The organism is Arthrobacter sp. ISL-30 (genome assembly GCF_018613855.1).
Taxonomy (GTDB): domain Bacteria; phylum Actinomycetota; class Actinomycetes; order Actinomycetales; family Micrococcaceae; genus Arthrobacter.
Map to the genome: position 1 here is coordinate 33,250 of NZ_JAGGPK010000025.1, position 20,816 is coordinate 54,065.

At 63.6% G+C, this 20,816-nt stretch carries 19 protein-coding genes and 1 tRNA gene; 9 read left to right on the forward strand and 11 right to left on the reverse strand.

All coding sequences use genetic code 11. The features are described from left to right. Positions 1–55 precede the first annotated feature (55 nt). The 3 genes from J7E82_RS10405 to J7E82_RS10415 all read left to right on the forward strand — a co-directional run bounded on the left by J7E82_RS10405 (position 56) and on the right by J7E82_RS10415 (position 2,847). Positions 56–1,042, forward strand: a complete 987-nt coding sequence (locus J7E82_RS10405; RefSeq protein WP_214862636.1) for a metal ABC transporter solute-binding protein, Zn/Mn family — start codon at positions 56–58, stop codon at positions 1,040–1,042. A gap of 99 nt (positions 1,043–1,141) precedes the next feature. Continuing rightward, positions 1,142–1,954, forward strand: a complete 813-nt coding sequence (locus J7E82_RS10410; RefSeq protein ID WP_214862536.1) for a metal ABC transporter ATP-binding protein — start codon at positions 1,142–1,144, stop codon at positions 1,952–1,954. Next, positions 1,954–2,847 (forward strand): metal ABC transporter permease, encoded by an 894-nt coding sequence (locus J7E82_RS10415; protein ID WP_214862537.1) that lies wholly within the window; start codon positions 1,954–1,956, stop codon positions 2,845–2,847. The genes J7E82_RS10410 and J7E82_RS10415 overlap by 1 nt, the downstream gene beginning before the upstream one ends. Positions 2,848–2,888: 41 nt before the next feature. On the opposite strand, the gene J7E82_RS10420 is transcribed toward J7E82_RS10415, so the two are convergent. Beyond that, positions 2,889–3,347 (reverse strand): Fur family transcriptional regulator, encoded by a 459-nt coding sequence (locus tag J7E82_RS10420; protein ID WP_214862538.1) that lies wholly within the window; start codon positions 3,345–3,347, stop codon positions 2,889–2,891. A gap of 124 nt (positions 3,348–3,471) precedes the next feature. Between J7E82_RS10420 and J7E82_RS10425 the strand changes: the two genes are divergently transcribed. Beyond that, positions 3,472–4,128 (forward strand): MBL fold metallo-hydrolase, encoded by a 657-nt coding sequence (locus J7E82_RS10425; protein WP_214862539.1) that lies wholly within the window; start codon positions 3,472–3,474, stop codon positions 4,126–4,128. On the opposite strand, the gene J7E82_RS10430 is transcribed toward J7E82_RS10425, so the two are convergent. Next, positions 4,125–5,231 carry a PLP-dependent cysteine synthase family protein gene (locus J7E82_RS10430; protein ID WP_308113755.1) on the reverse strand — a complete coding sequence of 369 codons (1,107 nt, stop codon included), beginning with the start codon at positions 5,229–5,231 and terminating at the stop codon, positions 4,125–4,127. The genes J7E82_RS10425 and J7E82_RS10430 overlap by 4 nt on opposite strands. Before the next feature lie 70 nt (positions 5,232–5,301). Between J7E82_RS10430 and J7E82_RS10435 the strand changes: the two genes are divergently transcribed. Genes J7E82_RS10435 through J7E82_RS10445 form a run of 3 tightly spaced genes read left to right on the forward strand, consistent with a single transcriptional unit; the run spans position 5,302 to position 7,870 of the window. Continuing rightward, a complete protein-coding gene (locus J7E82_RS10435; protein ID WP_214862540.1) occupies positions 5,302–6,243 on the forward strand; it encodes a sulfurtransferase in 942 nt (313 codons plus the stop codon). Then, positions 6,240–7,445, forward strand: a complete 1,206-nt coding sequence (locus J7E82_RS10440; RefSeq protein WP_214862541.1) for an NAD(P)-dependent alcohol dehydrogenase — start codon at positions 6,240–6,242, stop codon at positions 7,443–7,445. Before J7E82_RS10435 ends, J7E82_RS10440 begins: the two co-directional genes overlap by 4 nt. Beyond that, positions 7,442–7,870, forward strand: coding sequence for an HIT family protein (locus J7E82_RS10445; protein WP_214862542.1), 429 nt, complete (start codon positions 7,442–7,444; stop codon positions 7,868–7,870). The genes J7E82_RS10440 and J7E82_RS10445 overlap by 4 nt, the downstream gene beginning before the upstream one ends. A gap of 37 nt (positions 7,871–7,907) precedes the next feature. Here J7E82_RS10445 and hrpA read toward each other — a convergent pair whose 3' ends face one another. From hrpA to J7E82_RS10460, 3 genes are all read right to left on the reverse strand, one after another. Beyond that, positions 7,908–11,945, reverse strand: coding sequence for an ATP-dependent RNA helicase HrpA (hrpA, locus tag J7E82_RS10450; RefSeq protein ID WP_251041733.1), 4,038 nt, complete (start codon positions 11,943–11,945; stop codon positions 7,908–7,910). A gap of 13 nt (positions 11,946–11,958) precedes the next feature. Continuing rightward, positions 11,959–12,960, reverse strand: coding sequence for a YafY family protein (locus tag J7E82_RS10455; protein WP_214862544.1), 1,002 nt, complete (start codon positions 12,958–12,960; stop codon positions 11,959–11,961). 87 nt (positions 12,961–13,047) lie between these two features. After that, positions 13,048–13,218 (reverse strand): hypothetical protein, encoded by a 171-nt coding sequence (locus J7E82_RS10460; RefSeq protein ID WP_214862545.1) that lies wholly within the window; start codon positions 13,216–13,218, stop codon positions 13,048–13,050. An 81-nt stretch (positions 13,219–13,299) separates the two neighbouring features. On the opposite strand from J7E82_RS10460, the gene J7E82_RS10465 reads away from it, so the two are divergent. Beyond that, the gene (locus tag J7E82_RS10465; protein ID WP_214862546.1) at positions 13,300–14,268 is read left to right on the forward strand and encodes a GlxA family transcriptional regulator; all 969 of its coding nucleotides are present in this window, start codon (positions 13,300–13,302) and stop codon (positions 14,266–14,268) included. A gap of 33 nt (positions 14,269–14,301) precedes the next feature. Here J7E82_RS10465 and J7E82_RS10470 read toward each other — a convergent pair whose 3' ends face one another. From J7E82_RS10470 to J7E82_RS10495, 6 genes are all read right to left on the reverse strand, one after another. After that, on the reverse strand, positions 14,302–14,589 hold the full coding sequence (locus J7E82_RS10470; RefSeq protein ID WP_214862547.1) for a protealysin inhibitor emfourin: 288 nt from the start codon (positions 14,587–14,589) through the stop codon (positions 14,302–14,304). A 61-nt stretch (positions 14,590–14,650) separates the two neighbouring features. Next, entirely contained in the window at positions 14,651–15,787 is a 1,137-nt protein-coding gene (locus J7E82_RS10475) for a M4 family metallopeptidase (protein WP_214862548.1), read from the reverse strand. A 144-nt stretch (positions 15,788–15,931) separates the two neighbouring features. Continuing rightward, positions 15,932–16,004: transfer RNA gene (locus J7E82_RS10480), tRNA-Arg, on the reverse strand. Between the two features lie 93 nt (positions 16,005–16,097). Next, positions 16,098–17,615, reverse strand: coding sequence for an FAD-dependent oxidoreductase (locus J7E82_RS10485; protein WP_214862549.1), 1,518 nt, complete (start codon positions 17,613–17,615; stop codon positions 16,098–16,100). After that, positions 17,612–18,484, reverse strand: coding sequence for an FAD:protein FMN transferase (locus J7E82_RS10490; RefSeq protein ID WP_214862550.1), 873 nt, complete (start codon positions 18,482–18,484; stop codon positions 17,612–17,614). The genes J7E82_RS10485 and J7E82_RS10490 overlap by 4 nt, the downstream gene beginning before the upstream one ends. A gap of 5 nt (positions 18,485–18,489) precedes the next feature. Next, positions 18,490–18,969, reverse strand: a complete 480-nt coding sequence (locus tag J7E82_RS10495; RefSeq protein ID WP_214862551.1) for an FMN-binding protein — start codon at positions 18,967–18,969, stop codon at positions 18,490–18,492. A gap of 196 nt (positions 18,970–19,165) precedes the next feature. Here J7E82_RS10495 and argS point away from each other — a divergent pair, with 196 nt between their 5' ends. Further along, on the forward strand, positions 19,166–20,815 hold the full coding sequence (gene argS, locus J7E82_RS10500; RefSeq protein ID WP_214862552.1) for an arginine--tRNA ligase: 1,650 nt from the start codon (positions 19,166–19,168) through the stop codon (positions 20,813–20,815). The last annotated feature ends 1 nt before the right edge of the window (position 20,816 follow it).

Consider the following 20,816-nt stretch of genomic DNA (forward strand, 5'->3'; position numbering starts at 1 on the left):
CTGGACAGCGACAAGTTTTCTTGATTCCCATTCGAAAAGATCAGAGGTACCTGTGCTGCACCGCTCATTCTCCGTAACGCTCGCCGCCACGGCCGCCATCGCCCTCCTCTTGACGGGCTGCGCGACACCGGCGGGCTCCTCCTCCGCCCCCACGGACGACAACAGGATTTCCGTCGTCACGTCCACCAACGTATATGGCGACATCGTCAAGGCCGTGGGCGGGGACAAGGTTACGGTGAACGCGATTATCAGCAAGACCAGCCAGGACCCCCACTCCTATGAGGCAAGCGCCCAGGACAAGCTGCAGGTCTCCAAGGCAAAGCTTGTGGTTGAAAACGGCGGTGGTTACGACGGCTTCCTGCACAAGCTCGCGGACGACGCCAACGTCGACCACGACAACATCGTGAGTGCCGTCGAGGTTTCGGGCCTGGCGCCGGAGGGGGTGGCTTCCCACACCGAAGGGGAAACGTCCGGCACTGAGGAGCACCACCACGACCACGGCGACTTCAATGAGCACGTCTGGTACAACCTTGACGCCATGGCGGCGCTCGCCGACGCACTGGCTGGGAAGCTCTCCACGCTGGATGCCGCGTCCGCGTCGACCTTTACCGCGAATGCCGAAGCCTTCAAGGCCTCCCTTGGAGAGCTGCGCGGGCGCCTGGACGAGATGAAGAAGACCGTCTCCGGAACCCCTGTCGTCGTGAGCGAGCTCGTCCCGGTGTACCTGCTCGAGTCAGCCGGCTTGGAGAACAAGACCCCTGAGGCGTTTACCACGGCCATCGAAGAGGGCACCGACGTGCCGCCTTCCGTGCTAAAGGAAACGGAGGACCTCGCGGGCTCGCAGGAAGTAAGGCTGCTGGCCTACAACAACCAGACGGAAGGCACCCAGACTGAGGCTGTGAAGAGGGCTGCAATCGCCGGTGCGGTTCCGGTGGTTGACTTCACCGAGACCCTTCCGGACGGCATCAGTCCGGACGGCAAAGGCTATGTGCAGTGGATGAAGGCCAATGTGGAAAACATCTCAAAGGCGCTGGGCCTTTAGCTCTCAATATCCACGCCCCGTATCCGTCCTAAGATGTTAGGACGGATGCGGGGCGTTCCCGATGTTTCATCATTAGTGCACCGTGACAAGGACAATTATTTGAAACCGGTAGTGAGCCTCCAGGGGGCGAGCCTCCAATTCGGCAAGAGGGTACTCTGGCAGGGGCTCGACCTGGACATCAACCCGGGGGAGTTCCTCGCGGTGCTCGGGCCGAACGGGAGCGGGAAGACGAGCTTCCTGAAAGTGCTGCTGGGGCTGCAGGAGCTTCACTCAGGCCATGCCTCGCTTGACGGTCATGCCGTAGAACGCGGAAGTCGGCTAGTGGGCTATATCCCGCAGCAGAAGTCGTTCGCGCCGGACACGCCCATGCGGGCACGGGACCTCGTCGGGCTGGGGCTGGACGGCCACCGTTGGGGATTGCGCCTGTCGACGACCCGGCTGAACCGCCAAATTGATGAGTTGCTCGAACTCGTGGGGGCCACCGAGTATGCCAAGGTGCCCGTAGGCCTCCTGTCCGGCGGTGAGCAGCAGCGGCTTCGCGTGGCGCAGGCCCTGGCCACGGACCCCAAGCTCCTCCTTTGCGACGAACCGTTGCTGTCCCTTGACCTGCATCACCAGCAGGCCGTCAGCGCCCTGATCAACAAGCAGTGCCGCGAACATAACAGTGCCGTGGTGTTCGTAACCCATGAAATCAATCCGATCATCGAGTACGTGGACAGGGTGCTCTACCTGGCCGGCGGCCAGTTCCGAGTGGGTACGCCGCAGGAAGTCATGACCACAGAGGTTCTCTCCGGGCTGTATGACAGCAATGTGGAGGTTATCCACACCAACGGCAGGATTGTTGTGGTTGGCCTTCCCGATGCCACGACGCACCACCACGACTCCCATGTGACGGCAGGCACGGAACTCTAATGGACCTTGGAAGCATCTGGTCGACCATCTTCAACTTCGACAACTACGGCGAATTGTTGCAGCTGGTCCAAAATTCCATCTGGGCGGGCGCGGTCCTTGGGCTGCTGGGCGGCCTCGTGGGAACCTTCGTCATGAAGCGTGACCTGGCTTTTGCCGTGCACGGGATCTCGGAGCTGTCCTTCGCCGGAGCTGCATTCGCCCTGCTGATCGGGGCCGACATCATCTTCGGCTCCCTCATCGGTTCGGTGGCTGCCGCCCTCCTGCTCGGGCTGATGGGCGTCAGGGCACGGGACAAGAATTCGATCATCGGCGTCATCATGCCCTTTGGCCTGGGCCTTGGCATCCTGTTCCTGGCGCTTTATGAAGGCCGGGCGGCCAACAAATTCGGCCTGCTGACCGGCCAGATCGTTTCAGTGGACACGGTGCAGCTGCAGGCGCTGGCGGGAACCGCCGTCGTGGTCATGGTTGCCCTGGCCGCAATGTGGCGGCCCCTCACGTTCGCGTCCGTAGACCCCGAACTTGCCGAGGCACGTGGCGTGCCGGTGCGCGGGCTGGCCATTGCCTTTATGGTTTTACTGGGCATCAGCGTTGCGCTGTCGATCCAGATTGTGGGGGCCCTGCTGGTCCTTGCCCTGCTGATCACCCCGGCCGCGGCCGCGCTGCGGGTGACGTCCTCGCCGCGCCTTGTGGTACTCCTGAGCGTGGCCTTCGCGGTGACCGCTACGGTGGGGGGAATCCTCCTGGCGCTGGGCAGCCGGATTCCTATCAGCCCCTACGTGACCACGCTGTCATTCCTGATCTACGTTGCGTGCCGGGTGATTGGAACGGTGCGGGCCAAGCGCGGCATGAGCGGCAGGGTTGCTGCGCGGCTGCCGGAACCTGCTTCTGCCTAGCGCCAAGCCCGGCTAGTCTGCGGCCTGTCGCCTCCGCGGGCCTATTGCCTCTCGGCAGCCTTTTGCGCGGTGCACTCCGGGCACAGCCCGAACACTTCAACGGTGTGGGCTACCTCGGTGAAGCCGTGTTCGACGGCGATGCGCGCCGCCCACGTCTCCACCGCCGGTGCCTCGACTTCGACGGCTTTTCCACAGTTCCGGCAGAGCAGGTGGTGGTGATGGCCGGTCACGGTGCAGCGTCGGTAGACCGCTTCGCCGTCGGCATTGCGGAGGACGTCAATCAGTCCGTCGTCGGCGAGGGACTGAAGGATGCGGTAGGCGGTGGCCAGGGAAACCGAGATGCCCCGGTTCTGCAGGATGCGGTAGAGCTCCTGGGTGCTGACGAAGTCATCCAGGTCGTCCAGGGCGGCGCTTACTGCCAGCCGCTGCTTGGTGACGCGCTGCTCCTTTGGCCCCGTCGCGGCCTGCCCTGTAGCGGCGGCTTTGGTGCCTTGTGGCATTGACTAACTCATTTCCCCGGAATCATTTGCAATGTACTAGGTTACCAGCCGGGGCGTCGGGGACACCTGCGTCGGGGACACCTGCCTCGTGGACACCTCGGGGAGGGGAACCTAGGCTGGCCCCATGAAGCTGACTAAGTTCACGCATGCCTGTGTCCGGCTGGAGAAGAACCGGCAAGTGCTGGTGATCGATCCGGGAACATTTTCGGAGACCGAGGACGCGCTTAACGGAGCGCACGCCGTGCTGATCACCCATGAACACACTGACCACTTCGATGTTCCCGCCGTGGCCGGGGCGCTGCGGGACAACACGGACCTCCAGGTGCATGCACCGGCTTCTGTTGCTTCCCGGCTCAAGGAAAAGGCAGGGGACGACGACGGCCGCATCCACGTAGTCGAGCCCGGCAGCTCCTTTGAAGCAGCCGGCTTCGCTATCCGCTCCTTTGGCGGGCAGCACGCCCTGATCCACCCCCATATTCCGCTGGTGGCCAACATCGGGTACCTCGTGGACGAGAATGTCTACCACCCGGGTGACAGTTTCGTCGTTCCCGACGGCGTCAGTGTGCGGACCCTGCTGGTGCCCATCCATGCTCCGTGGTCCAAAGTGGGCGAAGTGGTGGATTTCGTTATCGGGGTCCGGGCGCCGAAGGCCTATCCGGTCCATGACGCGCTGCTCAACGAGCTGGGAAGGGGCATCGTCGAGGGCCACCTCACGCGGCTGGGCGCCAGGTACGGTACGAGCTATGAGAGGCTCGCTCCGCTGGAATCGGTGGAGGTCTAGGCCGCCCACCTGCCAGTCTCAAAGAACCGCTCGATGAGTGCCTCGTAAGGGGCGGGGTCCAGGCCCTGCCGTTCAAGCCATTCGGGATTGTAGTAGCTGCCGGTGTAGCGGTCTCCGCCGTCGCACATCAAAGACACGATGCTTCCCCGGCGGCCCTCTGCCACCATCTCCGAAACGAGCTGCCAGACGCCCCAGAGGTTCGTCCCGGTCGAAGGCCCGGCATGGAGGCCCGCGAGTCGATGCAGGTGCCGCATTGCGGCGACGGAAGCGGCGTCGGGGACCTGGATCATGCGGTCAATGACCGCCGGAATAAAGCTCGGCTCCATGCGGGGACGGCCAATGCCTTCAATCCGGGACGGCTTCCCCGTGCTGTAATTCCCGACGCGGTTAAGCCACCCCGGGTAGAACGCCGAATTCTCAGGGTCAACCACCGCAAGACCGGTGTCATGGCAATGGTAGCGAAGGTAACGCCCGATGGTTGCGCTGGTTCCACCGGTGCCGGCGCCGACCACTATCCAGGACGGAACCGGATGGGGCTCAAGGGCGAGCTGGTCGAAGATGGACTCCGCAATGTTGTTGTTGCCGCGCCAGTCCGTTGCGCGCTCCGCATAGGTGAACTGGTCCATGTAGTGGCCCCTGGTGCTCCGTGCGAGCTCCTCGGCAGCGGCATAGACTTCGGAGGCGTGCTCCACAAGCTTGCACTTTCCGCCGAACTCCTCAATGAGGGCTATCTTTTCGGGGCTGGTGGTCCTGGTCATCACGGCAATGAAGGGCAGGCCGATCAGGCGGGCAAAGTACGCTTCCGAAACAGCGGTGCTGCCGCTGGAAGCCTCCACGATGGTGGTGCCCTCCTTGATCCACCCGTTGACGAGGCCAAAGAGGAAGAGGGAGCGGGCCAGGCGGTGCTTGAGGCTGCCGGAACGGTGCGTGGACTCGTCCTTGAGGTACAGCTGGACTCCCCAGTCTTCCGGCAGCGGTACGGCATAAAGATGGGTGTCGGCAGAGCGATTGTTTTCAGCTGCGATCCGGCGGATGGCCTCATCGGCCCAGGCCCTCTCCGGCCCGCAGACACTGTCCACAACATGGTTCACCGCGTTATTCACCGCCCCAGCCTACCGGCCTGATTCGCGGGACCGGGTTAGTGTGGTGCTGGCCACACGACAGAGGAGAGCGATGCCGACCATCATTGACGTGACCGAACTCAGCCAGCGGCTGGCCGCGGGGAAGCGTACCGTGCTGCTGGACGTCCGGTGGGTCCTGGGGGATCCCCATGGCCATGCCCATTTCCGCCAGGGCCACATTCCCGGGGCCGTGTACGTTGACCTTCCCACAGAACTTGCCGATCCTGCCGAACCGGCACGCGGCCGTCATCCGCTGCCGCCCACGCGGACTTTTCAGGAACATGCCCGGGCCTGGGGAATCCGGGACGGCGATACGGTGGTGGCTTACGACGACGCCGGCAGTACCGCTGCGGCCCGTGTGTGGTGGATGCTGCGGAATGCAGGACTGAGATCGGTGTACCTGCTCGACGGCGGCCTCCGGGCCTGGCGCGAGGCAGGCCTTCCGCTGGCCCAGGACGAGCAAGAACCGGCGCCCGGGGATGTTGTCCTTGGCCAGGGGCAAATGGGGGCGGTCACGATGGCGGAGGCAGCGGACTGGCCGGAGGCAGGAATCCTCCTCGACGCCCGCGCCGGAGAGCGGTATTGGGGCGAGCTGGAACCCATCGATCCGCGGGCCGGGCATATCCCGGGAGCCGTCAGCGCACCAACATTGGAGAACCTCACGCCGGAGGGAAAGTTCCTCCCTCCCGGGATCTTGCGTGCACGTTTCGAACGGCTGGGGCTGCGCCCGGAGAGCAAGGTTGCTGTCTACTGCGGTTCCGGAGTCACCGCTGCACACCAGATCGCGGCCCTTGAGATCGCAGGCTTCCAGGCTGCCCTCTACCCTGGGTCCTTTTCCCAGTGGTCCAATCACACGGCCAACCCCGTGGCGACAGGACCAGGTCCTTGGGATGCCGAAGATAGAGCCGATCCCGACAATACCGGGGCCGCGGCCGGAGTCGCCCGTATGCCAAGTGGAAAATTGTCGTCGGCCGAGGGTAGCGTCGAGGCATGACGCCAGGACGACCTGTTCCCCCTCCGCTTGCCAAGCCGCTGCCCACCGCTGACTCTCGCCAGTATGGAGCTGAACACCTGGCCGGCGCCCACGGCTCTGGACACTTCGAAGGCGCCCACGTCTCGGGACACCTCTCGGGCGCCTACGGCGCCACATCTCCGGAGAGCGGGCTGGTGCCCCTGACCATTGCCCGGCGGGAGCCGAAGCCGGACGACGTCGAGATCGCCATTGATTTCTGCGGTTTGTGCCACTCCGACGTCCACGCTACACGGGGCGAGTGGCGCACCCCTGACTATCCGTTGATCCCCGGCCACGAAATCGTTGGCCGCGTCAGCAGGGTGGGGTCCGCAGTTAACGATTTCAGCCCCGGCGACCTCGTGGGGGTTGGCTGCATGGTGGATTCCTGCCGGGAGTGCGAAAGCTGCCTTGAGGGGCTGGAGCAGTACTGCGAACAGGGAAACGTTGGAACCTACGGAGCCAGGGATCCTCGCAACGGGAACGCCATCACCCAGGGCGGTTACTCGTCGTCAATCGTCGTCGACCGCCGCTTTGTGCTCCGCGTACCCGAAGGCCTGGATCCGGCCGCCGCTGCACCGCTGCTCTGCGCCGGCGTTACCACCTATTCGCCGCTGCGCCACTTCGCTGTCGGGGAGGGCGATGTCGTTGGTGTCGTCGGACTCGGCGGGCTGGGGCACATGGCGGTGAAGATCGCCAAGGCGATGGGCGCCGAGGTCACAGTATTCACCACCTCAAATTCCAAGATTTCCGCTGCCAGGGACCTGGGGGCCGACCACGTGCTGCTCTCCACTGACACCGATGCCATGGACAAGGCCAACCGGAGCATCGACGTCATTATCGACACCGTTGCTGCCCCCCACGACCTCAATCCGTACTTCCGTACCCTGCGCCGGGATGGTGCGCTCTTCCAGTTGGGGTTGCCGTCCGAGGCAATGCCGCCGGTCAACCCCGGTTCACTGATCCGTCGGCGTATCTCCTACGCGGGATCCCTCATTGGTGGCATCGCCGAGACCCAGGAGATGCTGGACTTTTGCGCCGAGCACGGTGTGGTAAGCGACATTGAGATCGTCAAGGCGGAACAGCTGAATGAAGCCTACGACCGCATGGTTGCCGGCGACGTGAAATACCGCTTCGTGCTGGACAACAGCACCCTCCAGGCCCCCGCAGGAAAGGCAGACGCATGAGCAGCGTGTTCACCAGGATCATCAACGGCGAAATTCCGGGACGGTTTGTGTGGCGGGAGGACGACGTCGTCGCCTTCCTGACCATGGGGCCACTTGCAGACGGCCACACCCTGGTGGTTCCAGTGGAAGAGGTGGATCGCTGGACCGACGCCTCGCCCGAACTGCTGTCGCGGGTGATGGAGGTGGCACGCAGGATTGGCGCCGCTCAGGTCGAGGTCTTCAACTCGGCACGGGCAGGCCTGACCATCGCCGGGTACGAGATCCACCACCTTCACGTCCACGTCTGGCCCTCCAATTCCATGGCTGACTACGACTTCGCCACTGCGGACCATGATCCCGATCCAGCCGTGCTGGATGCCAACGCCGAAAAGCTCCGGAACGGCCTGCGTGCCGCCGGTTACGGCAGCGAGGTTCCCACAGACTGACGCCGTAGCTACCCGGTCGTGGCAGTTACGCCGATGGTTATGCCGGGGCCAGCGCCTGGTTCAGGACCGCCCGGATGCGCTTTTCGGACACCGAATACGCCGTGCCCAGCTCGACGGCGAACAGGCTGACTCGCAGTTCCTCGATCATCCAGCGCACGCGGGTTAATTCGGTGCCCGCGCGGCGCCCCGGCAGCAGGGCTGCCACGGCGTCGTCGTAGTCGTCCTCCAGTGCCTGGACTATAGCCATGTTCAGGGCATCCCGCTGGACGTTGCCGGGAAGCTTTTCCAGCCGCTTCTCAATGGCCGCGAGGTAGCGGGGGAGCTGGTTCAGCTGTGCGTAACCCGTGCGTGCTACAAAACCGGGAAACACCAGTTGTTCCAGCTGGCTTCGGATGTCGTTCAGCGCGCTGATCAGCGGCAGGCTTGCCGTCGCCTTCAATTGCTTGTCGATCCTGCGGGTGCTGGCCAGGATGCGTTCGACGACTGCGGTCACCTTGAACACGGTATCGATCAGCTCGGCGCGGACCACTTCGTAGAGGGCGTCGAATGACTGCCTGTCCCATGGCAATTCAGCGGGGGTTAGCTTATCGATGGCAGCCAGGGCGCAGTCGGCGATCAAAGCGCTGACCGAGCCATGCGGGTTCTGGCTGAAGGTGAGTTTTTCGGTGTTGTTAAGGTGCTCCAGGATGTAGCGGTCAGGTGCGGGAACCCGGAGTGCCAGAAGCCTGATCACGCCTGCCCGCATGGCGGCTTCCTGCTCGGAGCGGCTCTGGAAGACGCGCAGGGAGACCGAGTCACCGTCGTCGACGATAGCCGGGAACCCCGTCACTTCATGGCCGTTCACGATGCGGGTAACCTGGCGGTCAATGGTGCCAAACGACCATTCCTTGAGCCCGGACTGCTCCGCGAAACCACGGGTGTTGTCCGCCGCACGCAGACTCCTTCCAGAATCCGCGGCCTGGCTATTGCCGCCACCACGCCGTCCATCGGAGCTGGCAGAAGCCTTGGCGGGCTTCCGCGAGGAACCCGGCAGTGCCGTGGCAGGTGTCGCCCCAAGGGATTCCGCGATGGCGCGTCGGGTAGCAGGGGCCAGGCGCTCTTGCAGGGCAGCCAGGTCCTTGCCTTCGTCAAGGACTTTGCCCTTGCTGTCTACCACCTTGAAGCTCACCCGCAGGTGCGGTGGTACGGCCTCCCAATTCCAGGAACCCGGGGGAATGATGTGGCCGCGGAGCCTGCGCAGCACGAGTTCCAGGGACGCTTCGAGGTCATCGGTGGCCGGATCGAAATCCGACTCCAAAGCCGCGACTGCCTGGCGGGCCACATCGGGCGCCGGGACGAAGTTCTTGCGAATCTGCTTGGGCAGGGACTTGATCAGCGCCGTCACGAGCTCCACCCTCTGCCCCGGGATCTGCCAGCGGAACGCTCCATCCTCAAGCTGGTTCAGGAAAAGGACCGGAACCTCGGCGGTCACCCCGTCCGAAGGATTAGGCGGCGATCCTGGTGCGACGGGGTGGAACTCATAGCTGAGGGGAAGCTCGAAGCCCTTGTGCAGCCAGGTTTTGGGATAGGCGGAGTCATCAAGCGACTCGGCGTCCTCGCTAATGAGCAGGGACTCGTCAAAGTCCAGCAGGGTAGGGTCCTTCTGGCGTGCTTCTTTCCACCACTTATCGAAGTGGCGCTCGGAGACCACATCGGGGCCGATTCGAGCGTCATAGAACTCGAACAGCGCCTGGTCGTCCACCAGGATGTCCCGCCGCCGCATGCGCGTCTCAAGTTCCTCGATCTCTTGCAGCAGCGCCCGATTGCGGTGGAAGAACTTGTGGTGCGTCTTCCATTCGCCTTCTACGAGCGCGTGGCGGATGAACAACTCCCGGGAAAGCTCGGGATCGATCCTGCCGTAGTTCACGCGGCGACCGGGAATAATCGGAACACCGTAGAGCGTGACTTTTTCGTGGGCCATCACTGCGCCCATCCTGCTGGACCAGTGCGGCTCGCTGTAGGAGCGCTTCACCAGGTCCGGCGCCACCTGCTCGACCCACAGAGGATCGAACTTGGCAGCAACTCGCGCCCACAGCCGACTCGTCTCCACGAGTTCAGCCGCCATGACGAACGCCGGCGACTTCTTGAACAGTGCCGAACCAGGAAAAATCGCGAACCGCGTGCCGCGTGCGCCGACGTACTCCCGCTTCCGCTCGTCGTACAGCCCGATGTGGCTTAGCAGGCCTGACAACAGGCTGACGTGGATGCCCTCGTGGTTCCCCACCGGATCGGCCTGGCGCTTGTTGTCGATGGTGATGCCCAAGGGCTTGGCAAGCTGCCGCAGCTGGGTGAAGAGATCCTGCCACTCACGGATGCGCAGGTAGTTGATGAACTCATTCCGGCACAAGCGGCGGAACTGGGTTGACGACAGTTCGCGCTGCTTGTCCTGGATATAGTTCCAGAGGTTCAGGTACCCCGTGAAGTCCGAGTTTTCGTCCCGGAAGCGGGCATGCTTCTCCGAAGCCAGCTGCTGCTTGCCTGAGCCGTCCCCCTGGGGGCGCTCGCGCGGATCCTGGATAGTCAGGGCAGCCGCGAGGATCATGACTTCCTTCACGCAGCCGCGTCTGCCCGCTTCGACAATCATGCGGCCCAGCCGCGGGTCGACGGGAAGTTGGGCGAGCTTGTGCCCGACGGCGGTGAGCCCGCCACGGGCCTTGTCGCCCGCCTTGGCAGTGCCTGCCTTCGACATGTCGGCCTCTGGGCTCGCCGCCTTTGGAGTGCTCAGGGCGCCGAGTTCGCGCAGGAGGGTCACGCCGTCGTTGATTGCCCGGGAGTCCGGTGGCTCGACAAACGGGAAGTTCTCCACATCCTTGGGTCCCCTCGCCACGCCCATGGCGGTCATCTGCAGGATGACGGCGGCAAGGTTGGTGCGCAGGATTTCGGGATCCGTGAACAGCGGGCGGGACTCGAAGTCGTCCTCTGAGTACAAGCGGATAGCGATGCCCTCGGACACGCGACCACAGCGCCCGGAGCGTTGGCTGGCTGAGGCCTGCGAAACCCGCTCGATAGGCAGCCGCTGGACTTTGGTCCGGTGCGAATAGCGTGAGATGCGTGCCGTTCCAGTGTCAATGACGTACTTGATGCCGGGCACGGTGAGGGAGGTTTCGGCGACATTGGTGGCCAGCACGATCCGGCGCTTGCTGCCCGGGTTGAACACGCGGTGCTGCTCCTGCAGGCTCAGGCGCGCAAAGAGCGGAAGCACTTCGGTGCCGGCGAGGCGGCGGTTCGTTTGGATTCGGGCGTTGATTGCCTCCGCCGCGTCCCTGATCTCCCGTTCGCCGGAGAAAAACACGAGGATGTCGCCGGGGGCTTCGAGGGCAAGTTCGTCGACGGCGTCGCAGACCGCGTCCAGCGGGTCGCGGTCTTCTTCGAGCTCGTCGTCGGAATCCTCGACGCCGTCCTCGCCTACGGCAGCACCGCCGGCCGGCTGGGAGAGCGGGCGGTAGCGGATTTCCACCGGGTAGGTCCGTCCGGAGACCTCGACGATGGGGGCTGGTGCTTCCTCGCTGCCGAAATGGCGTGCAAAACGCTGGGGGTCGATCGTTGCCGAGGTAATGATGACCTTCAGGTCCGGCCGCTGCGGCAGAATGCGCTTCAGGTACCCCAGGATGAAGTCGATGTTGAGGCTACGCTCGTGTGCTTCGTCGACGATGATAACGCTGTACTTCCGCAGCAGCTTGTCCCGCTGGATTTCAGCCAGCAGGATGCCGTCGGTCATTAGCTTGATCCTGGTGTCCTTGCTGACTTCGCCCGTGAAGCGGACCTGGAATCCCACTTCCTGGCCCAGCTCCACGCCAAGTTCGAAGGCAATGCGCTCGGCTACGGTGCGCGCGGCAAGGCGACGCGGCTGGGTGTGCCCGATCAGGCCCTTCTCGCCAAGGCCGAGTTCGAGGCACATCTTGGGGATCTGGGTAGTCTTCCCGGAGCCTGTTTCGCCGGCGATGATGGTCACCTGATTAGCGGCAATGGCTGCCATCAGGTCCTCGCGGCGCTCGGAGACCGGCAGCTCTGCGGGGTAGGAGATATGAAGAGTCATGGCTGCAGCAAGTCTACTGCGGCGTTGGCGTGCCGTTCCTATCGGCTGCCGTGCGGCCTGCGCCTGAGGCTGCCCTCGCCAGGCGGTCAGCAAGGCCGAGGGCATAGCCTTTGAATTCTTCCGGTTCGAGGATCTCAAAATCCAGGTCCAAGGACGCCAAGTGGGCGGCCGGATACTCGAGGCGGTCCCAGCCACCCCTCAGGATGGTGCAGTCGGCTCCGTCGGCGCTTAGCGCGGCGGCCTGGGGACCCGCCATCGCGGCCACCTGGTCCAGCGGAGCATAGAGCCGCACGACCACCTCATAACGGTAGGGGGACCTGGAAATGGACTGCTGGACGTAGGCCCCAATGTCTTTCGCGGGCAACGGCCGGGGTACGTACTTTTTCCGCTCGGACGGAAGGGACTGGATCCTGTCCGCCCGGAAGGTACGCCACGCTTCCCGTTCAACATCCCAGGCCACGAGGTACCAACGGCGTCCGGTGTCCACAAGCCTGTAGGGCTCCACGAGGCGACGGGCGGATTCACCATCCTGCTTCTGATAGTCGAAGCTGATCTGGCGCCTGTCCGCAATGGCTGAGGACACCACTGTCAGCTGCTTCGGGTCTACTGATGCAGCTGGGTTGGGCAGCGTGGTGACCGCCGCCCTCGACATGGCAAATTTCGGCTGGAGCCTGGAGGGAAGCACCTGCTCAAGCTTGGCCAGGGCCCGGACAGACGCTTCACCAAGGCCGGCTACCGCGCCTGCCGCCATAGAATTCAGGCCCAGTGCGACTGCCAGGGCCTCATTGTCGTCAAGGAGGAGCGGGGGGAGCTTCGCCCCTGCGCCCAACTGGTAGCCGCCTGCCGTGCCAGGGGAGGCATGGATGGGGTAGCCGAGGTTGCGGAGCTTGTCGATGTCCCGCCTGATGGTTCTTTCTGTGACCTGCATCCGTTCGGCTAGTGCCGGCCCCGTCCATTCCCGGCGGACCTGCAGGAGGGAGAGCAGCTGGAGCAGCCGCGCGGAGGTTTGGATCATGGGACCCAATCTAGTGTCTTATGCGATCAAAGAATCTGGTTCCTGGCCGCATAAGACACAGGACGGGTCCCGGCAGGGAAGGTTGGCCTAGAAGATCCTCATTGAGGAGTACGCGCTGCTGGGGAGGTCCAGGGCCTTCCATGGTTCTTCTGAAACGACGGGCGGGGTGTGGCCCCTGCCGTCTCCCCGGAGCAGGGATACGGTTGCCGAGGCGGCGACGGTGAGGAGCACGATGACTGCAATTCCGATGAGTTCCATGACTCCATGGTGTTCCTGCCTGGCGAGAAGAAATAGTGGCAGAAATGCCCCTTTTAGACAATTTTCTGCCACAATGGAGGCATGTTGAAAAGCGTCGCAGTCATCGTCGTTCCCAACTTTTCGATCTTCGAATTCGGCACCGTCTTCGAAGTTTTCGGCATCGATCGCTCCGCTAGGGGAACCGGCGTCCCGGCCTTCGACTTCCGCGTATGCACGCCGGTGCCGGGAGAGGTTCCTATGAAATCCGGCCTCTCCATGCACGTCGCCACTGGACTGGAGGCCACCGAAGACGCGGATCTGGTGATCATGGCGCCATATGGCCGGGATGAGGATGTGCCGGAAGCAGTCTTGGAAGCGCTCCGTCAGGCGCATCAAGGGGGTGCGTGGGTCATGTCCATCTGCTCGGGAGCCTTTGCCCTTGCCCGTGCGGGTCTTTTGGATGGCCGCCGTTGCACTACCCACTGGCACTATTCGCAGGAACTCGCCAGCCGTTATCCCAAGGTCCTGGTTGACGAGGACGTCCTCTACGTCCAGGACGATCGCCTCATCACCAGTGCAGGGACGGCGGCAGGCATTGATGCCTGCCTGCACCTCGTAAGGGTGGAGCTGGGCGCCAACGTGGCAGCCGCCATTGCGCGGGACATGGTGGTTCCGCCGCATCGCGATGGAGGCCAGGCGCAATTCATCGACAGGCCCATGCCGAAATGTGGTTCGCAGCCCATGGAGGAACTGCTGCGATGGATGGTGCACAACCTGCACCAGGACCACAGCGTCAACGAGCTCGCGACCCGCGTGCACATGTCGCCGCGGACGTTCGCCCGGCGATTCCGGGCGGAGACTGGTGCCACACCCGCCGCCTGGCTCAATTCGCAGCGGGTCCTGCGCGCGCAGGAGCTCCTGGAGAGCACCGACCTCAACATCGATGAAATAGCCCGGGAAGCGGGATTTGGACATTCTGTACTGTTGCGCCACCACTTCAGCAGGGTCCTGGACACGAGCCCGCAGTCCTACCGCAGGACCTTCCGGGGCCAGCTGCTGGATGCCAACTAGCGGCTCAGGAAAAAGCCAGCGACTTCGAAATAGCTAACGCCTTCGGGGCTCGCCCTCCGCTTTTGCAGAGTCGACCAACACCCGCCAAGGTCCCGTGACGGCCTGCTCCGGCAGCGTGGCGCGGCGCTGGCCCGCCCGAATCGAGTACGTGAAACGGTCGGGCTGAGGCTGCGAGCTATTTGCCCTCGCTGGGGCGGCATCCCATGGGCAGGCATCAAGAATGGGCAACCAGCGGCGCTTGTCGTCGTCCGTCACGGCTTCGACCGTCCACACGCGGTTCATCGCTGCGATGCCTCCGCTGCGCTGGACGATGATTTTCATGACGGCGCTGTTTCCCTTGCTGGCTGGTTCCGCCCGGCGGACACAGGCACCGACAGGGCGTCTAAACCTTTACCTTGACAGTGTCCCACGCCATTTTGACGGCGTCATGTTCCGCGGAATCCTCGCCGAACAACTCTTCTGCTGCTGAAAGCGTCGCCTTGGCAAAGCGGCTGAAAGTGCAGGTCGTCGGGAGGGAACCGCTGGTCAAGGCGCCGTACCAGATCTGGCCCGGTGCCTCCCACGCGTTTCCACCGATGGCGCTGGCTGCGAGGTAGAAGGCTTTGTTGGGGATCCCGGAGTTGATGTGGACACCGCCGTTGTCCGTGCTGGTCCTGACATAGGAGTCCATGGAATCTGGCTGCGGGTCCTTGCCAAGGATGTCGTCGTCGTATGCGGTTCCCGGGGCTTTCAGTGACCGCAGGGCACTGCCTTGCACCTGGTCCGTGAAAAGCCCCTGGCCGATTAGCCAGCTCGCTTCTGCTGCAGACTCGCCGTTGAAATACTGCTCCACTAGGGCTCCGAAGACGTCAGACATGGATTCGTTGATGGCGCCGGCCTGGTTCCGGTAAGCCAGGGCGGCCGTGTATTGGGTGACACCATGGGCAAGCTCGTGGCCAATTACGCTCAGGGACCGGGTGAAGCGCTGGAAGATCTCGCCGTCCCCGTCGCCGAACACCATCTGCTGTCCATCCCAAAACGCGTTGTCGTAGAGATTGCCGAAGTGCACGGTGGCATCCAGGGCGAGCCCGCCGCCGTCGATCGAGTTTCTCCCAAAAGCATCCGCATAGAGCCGATGCGTATGCCCCAGCCCTTCATAGGCCTCGTCCGCTGCGGCATCTCCGGTGGGCGGCTCGCCTTCCTTCCGGACCACAACACCTGGCAGTACTTCCGCATTGCCGGCATCGAACACCGTCCGCTTGGGCGGAGAGGGCGTGGCTTCCCGCAGGCTTGGGGGAGCAGCGGGTGTCCGGACGGCTCGCGCGGCCTGCACGGTCTGTACATGCAGCAGAGCCTCCTTGGCTGCCCGCGCTACGACAGACAGCCGCGGAGTGTGCTGCGCGGCCAGGCGGCGGAGCAGGTAGGGGGGAACAATAGAGCACAGCGGAGCCGTGCCGGGTCCACCGGATGCCCGGGATTGATTGTGGTTGTCCCGGAAAACAGCCTCAGATCCAAACGCGGATACAGGGGAGATGTGCATGCTTGCCCTTCCTGTCTGCTGGCGGGAACACGTTCCGAACCTGCCTTCACAACCAGCTTAGGAGCGGGCACCGACAATTTTCGAAAGGCGCCTGCATGTCCCAACAAAAACACCCCGCCAGCTGGGCTGGCGGGGTGTTGTCTGTGCCCTCGATAGGATTCGAACCTACGGCCTTCTGCTCCGGAGGCAGACGCTCTATCCCCTGAGCTACGAGGGCATTCAGGGTTCCCGCCGTTGCTGGTGGGACGTCCTAGAGCTTAGCAGGTTGATGGGGGGCAATGTAAAACGGACGGCCGGTCTACCGCCGTCGTCAGTACCCGGCGAAGGCGTCGACGTGCACTCGGCGCGCACCGGCCTTCCGGGCGGCCGATCGGAGGCTCTCGACGCTGGCCGGCGAGCCGGAAACGTAGACGTCCCGGACGCCGATATCGGGCACCAGTTCCAGCAGGCGATCGGAATTGATCCTTGCCCTTCCGGCGTCCTCCATAAAATCCGGAGGAGTTGAGCCATCGGAGAGCCGTGCAATGATGCGCGCCCCGGAGGCTTCCAGGACATCGGCGTAGGCCAGCTCGTCCCGGTTCTTGGCCAGGTACAGGAGAACGGTGTCGCGCCTTTCCTTGGTGTTCGACGCCAAGTGGGCCAGGAAGGGTGTGATGCCGATTCCGGCGGCGATCAGCAGCACCGGACGTTCCGGATCCCTGGGGGGCACGAAATCCCCGCCGATTGCGGTTGCATGGATTGTCTCGCCCGGAGTCAGGGCGAGCAGGGCGCGCTTGGCGGCCGAAACCGGATCCGCTGTTCCCACTCCCAGGGTCACTTCCGATGCCTCGGGCGGGCTCGTGATGCTGAACACCCGACGCCGGCCCTTGCCGTCACTGGGCGTGTGCGGAAGGTTGAGTTCCACGAACTGCCCGGGGGAGTAGCGGAGGGGCCGGGTGGGCGCGAAGCGGAATTCCGTGGCGACGGGGGACAGCGGTCGGGAGCCGAGCAGCTTCAGGGCCACTCCACCGCGCTGCCCTGCCAGGAAGGCCAGTGCGTTCCCCACCAGCAGGGCAAGCTCGGGAGAATTCGCGACGAAGCCGAGGTTGTACGGTACGGCAAAGACAACCCCGACGACGGCGGCCAGCGCCAGCTGTTGCCAGCGGCGCGGCGGCAGGGTCAGCGGTTCGGTGAGCATAAAGCCGACGAAGAACAGGAGCGGGCGCTGCGCGAGCGCCTGCCAGAGGGCGGAACCGAAGGTCATGCCCACCCTCAGCAGTTCCACCCAGATGATGGACGTGGCGACCAGGAGGAACGCTCCAGCCATGAGCATCTTGCGGGTCCGGTACACGATCAGGAACACGCCGGGAACAAGAAGCCACAGCATAGCCGGGGTCGCGGCCCACCAGGTTGCAACGTTCAGGCCAGTCAAAGATGTAACGAAGGCCCCTGTCGCCGCCGGGTTGAAGATGTGGCGGCCGCGGAAAGCGAGGGCGTATTTGGAGGCGGAAGCGATGACACAGGCCAGTGCGATGCCGGCCAGGTCAAGAGCCCCCAGCGACGGCCAAAAGAGGAAATACAGCAGCAGGCCTGTGATCAGGGAGGACTCCGAATGCGGCGTGATCCGGAACAAAGTTGCAAGCAGCCGGTTGGAACCGTATGTAAGGCCCAGGCAGAGAGCCAGGTGGACCATCATTTCGGCGAGGCCGAACGTGAGCCAGCCCAATACATCCAGGAGCATGCTGTAGGCCGCGAGCACTCCAAGGACCCATAGGATCAGCCGGTACATCGTGAAGCGGCCCAGCCATGTATCCATCCGGGCCTTTGTCTTGATCAAGGCGGCATTCATGCGAACAGTCTCCCCTTAAAGGCATCGGAATACCGTGCACGACCATCCGAATAGACCAGAAGCCAATCGAACTCGAATTCGTTTTCCAGCAGCGTGGATTCCACAAGGAACAGGGCCGTTGCCAGGGCATCCGCCTCCAGGGCGGTCGATGCCATGGCCCACGTGGCGACGACGGTCTGCACCGGGGCGCCGGTGGCACCGTCCAGGACGTGGTGCAGTCCGTCACCCCACGCCCTCCGGTTGGCGGCCGAGGCACACAGGGCCCTGCCCGCGAGTTCCAGGGTTCCGATCGCCTGGCTGGCGTCATAAGGGTGCTCGAGCGCCACGGTTATGGGTGTCCCTCCCTGATGTCGCATGTCCCCGCTGCCGTCTACGACAAAATCATGATGTCCGGAGCGCTCGAGTTCAGCCGACAGCAGGTCTACCAGTTGCCCCTTGCCGGCGGCTCCGATATCGAGGACCACCGGCTGCCTGGTTGTCACTGAACGGTCTTCCCATTGCAGTGCATCCTCCCAGCGTGGGGCTGGCAGCGGAGCGCCTTCAGCTCGCAGCGAATAATCCGCCCCATAGCCCAGCCGTTCCAGGCTTCCGCCGATCAGCGGGGTGACGCGGCCGCCGCTCATTCGGTAAAGGGAGGCATAGATCCGGGCAAGGTCCTCAGACCCCGACGGCAGGCTGTAGTGGCCGGGATCCCTCGCGATGCGCGTCACCAGGGAATCTGAACGGAACCTTGAATAGTTGTGGTCGTACTCCTCGACGATCTCGAGCAGTCGGCTGCCGACCGCCGCCTCCAGCGGGTCCGCCGTCGAGATTTCCCACTGCGTCCCGATTCCTTCAAAGCGGAAATCCGACCAGCCAGCAACTGCCACTGCCGCTACTTGGCCTGGTCTTTGATTTCTTCCACGGCCTGGTTGAAGCCGCCACTGGTCAAAGAGGAGCCCGAGACCTTGGAAACGTTCAGCTCATCGAGCTTCTTGCCGACGATCTGTGCGGCAATGCCGTCCTTGAACTCTCCCTGGAACTTGCGGGTGTTGGGGTTCGAGGGGTGGACGGTGATGTTCACTGCCGAAACGGTGTCATTGCTGAGTGTCAGCTCAACCCCTACCGTTTCCTGTCCGTTAGGCGAGGTGTACATGCCGTCCGCGCTGTACGTGCCGTCCTTGTATATAGTTGCCTGCCCCGCGGTGCTTCCCTGGGGTGAAGACTGCGTGGTGGCGAGCGTCGTTCCGGTAGTGGGAACCGTGGTTTCTGTGGGAGTGGCCTGGGGGGAGGGAGCACAGCCTGCGGCGGCACCGGCAAGGGAAAGTCCGGCGATACCGGCGAAGACGTTCTTGCGGATTGTCGAGGAAGTCATGCGTCTACTCATTTCTAAGGATGTTCAGGCTCATGGACAGTGAATGGCGCAATTACGCTTTTCACAACGTTCGATTCAGGCTATCGGTTCACTCGGTGCCGAAGTTCGTATCTTCCTGTGTCACCTGTGCGCTGGGTGATTGAAGTGTGGACGTCCTCGATTCCGTCACTTTGCAGGCCACCGGTAGGCTAGAAGGGTGACTCCCGAAGAACTTTCCACTGCCATATCCTCCTGCCTCAAAGACGCTGTCGCCGCCGGCGAGATAGCTCTTTCAGAAACTGCTGTCCCGCAGGACGTGCGCGTGGAGCGACCCAAGAACCGGGAACACGGTGACTGGGCCACTAACATCGCCCTGCAGCTCGCCAAGCAGGCCGGAACCAATCCCCGTGCCTTCGCAGAAGTCCTCAGCACTCGGCTCAAGGCGATTCCCGGCGTCGAAAACATTGAAATCGCGGGTCCGGGCTTCCTGAACATTACGGTGGAAGCCGCGGCCGCAGGTGCCCTGGCCAAGGCAATCGTAGAGGCAGGCCGGAACTACGGAACCAACACGGCGCTCGCCGGCCGGGTGGTCAACATGGAGTTCGTGTCCGCTAACCCCACCGGCCCCCTGCATATCGGCCACACCCGTTGGGCCGCCCTGGGCGATTCCATCGCCAGGGTACTGCGTGCTTCCGGTGCCGACGTGACAGCCGAGTACTACATCAACGACGCCGGCTCGCAGATGAACGTCTTTGCCAATTCCGTCTTGTCCCGGCTTCACGGCCGCGATGTGCCCGAGGGCGGCTACCCCGGAGAGTACATCAGGGAACTTGGCGACGAGGTCCTCAAGGCGCACCCGGCCATCCGCGAGCTCACGGACGAGGCTGCCCTGCCCGTGATCCGCGCGGCTGCCTACGAGGCCCAGATGAAGGACATCAAGGAGACGCTCGCTGAATTCGGCGTGACTTTTGACGTCTACTTCTCCGAGCAGGAACTGCACGACGCCGGCGCCATTGAGGCTGCCGTCGAGCGCTTGCGCGAGCAGGGCCACGTCTTCGACGACGGCGGCGCGGTCTGGCTGCGCACCACCGACTTCGGCGATGACAAAGACCGGGTGATGATCCGTGCCAACGGCGAACCTACCTACTTCGCCGCAGACGCCGCCTACTACCTGTCAAAGAAAGACCGGGGCTTCACCGAGAAGATCTACCTCCTGGGTGCAGACCACCACGGCTACATCAACAGGCTCAAGGCCATTGCCGCTTGTGCCGGCGACGACCCCGAGAGGAACATCGAGGTCCTCATCGGCCAGCTCGTCTCCGTCAATGGCGCCAAGTTGTCCAAGCGCGCGGGCAACATCATCGAGCTCAAGGACCTCATTGAGTGGCTCGGGAAGGACGCCGTGCGCTATTCGCTGGCGCGCTTCCCGGCGGACTCGCCGCTGACGCTGGATCCGGAACTGTTGAAGAAGAACAGCAACGAAAATCCGGTCTTCTATGTGCAGTACGCGCATGCACGTTCGCGGGGAACCGCACGCAACGCGATCGACGCCGGCGTGGACCGCAGCGCCTTCGATGCTTCGCTGCTGGACCACGAGACCGAGAACGAACTCCTGTCCTACCTGGGCAGCTACCCGTCCATTGTGGCCAAGGCGGCCGAGCTGCGGGAGCCGCACCGGGTGGCGCGCCACCTCGAAGTCATCGCCGGCGCCTACCACCGCTGGTACGACGCCTGCCGCGTTGCGCCCATGGGCGACGAACCCGTGACCGACACCAACCGCACGCGTCTGTGGCTCAACGACGCAACCAGCCAGGTACTGGCAAACGGACTAGGGCTGCTGGGCGTTTCAGCACCGGAACGGATGTGAT

What these genes read in the sequence shown, in the direction of transcription:
- J7E82_RS10425 (WP_214862539.1), top strand. Translation starts at nt 3,472, where the DNA reads ATGAAGCTGACTAAGTTCACGCATGCCTGTGTCCGGCTGGAGAAGAAC.
- J7E82_RS10485 (WP_214862549.1), bottom strand. Translation starts at nt 17,615, where the DNA reads ATGAATGCCGCCTTGATCAAGACAAAGGCCCGGATGGATACATGGCTG.
- hrpA (WP_251041733.1), bottom strand. Translation starts at nt 11,945, where the DNA reads ATGACTCTTCATATCTCCTACCCCGCAGAGCTGCCGGTCTCCGAGCGC.
- J7E82_RS10440 (WP_214862541.1), top strand. Translation starts at nt 6,240, where the DNA reads ATGACGCCAGGACGACCTGTTCCCCCTCCGCTTGCCAAGCCGCTGCCC.
- J7E82_RS10420 (WP_214862538.1), bottom strand. Translation starts at nt 3,347, where the DNA reads ATGCCACAAGGCACCAAAGCCGCCGCTACAGGGCAGGCCGCGACGGGG.
- J7E82_RS10460 (WP_214862545.1), bottom strand. Translation starts at nt 13,218, where the DNA reads ATGGAACTCATCGGAATTGCAGTCATCGTGCTCCTCACCGTCGCCGCC.
- J7E82_RS10475 (WP_214862548.1), bottom strand. Translation starts at nt 15,787, where the DNA reads ATGCACATCTCCCCTGTATCCGCGTTTGGATCTGAGGCTGTTTTCCGG.
- J7E82_RS10435 (WP_214862540.1), top strand. Translation starts at nt 5,302, where the DNA reads ATGCCGACCATCATTGACGTGACCGAACTCAGCCAGCGGCTGGCCGCG.
- J7E82_RS10495 (WP_214862551.1), bottom strand. Translation starts at nt 18,969, where the DNA reads ATGACTTCCTCGACAATCCGCAAGAACGTCTTCGCCGGTATCGCCGGA.
- J7E82_RS10470 (WP_214862547.1), bottom strand. Translation starts at nt 14,589, where the DNA reads ATGAAAATCATCGTCCAGCGCAGCGGAGGCATCGCAGCGATGAACCGC.
- J7E82_RS10455 (WP_214862544.1), bottom strand. Translation starts at nt 12,960, where the DNA reads ATGATCCAAACCTCCGCGCGGCTGCTCCAGCTGCTCTCCCTCCTGCAG.
- J7E82_RS10465 (WP_214862546.1), top strand. Translation starts at nt 13,300, where the DNA reads ATGTTGAAAAGCGTCGCAGTCATCGTCGTTCCCAACTTTTCGATCTTC.
- J7E82_RS10445 (WP_214862542.1), top strand. Translation starts at nt 7,442, where the DNA reads ATGAGCAGCGTGTTCACCAGGATCATCAACGGCGAAATTCCGGGACGG.
- J7E82_RS10415 (WP_214862537.1), top strand. Translation starts at nt 1,954, where the DNA reads ATGGACCTTGGAAGCATCTGGTCGACCATCTTCAACTTCGACAACTAC.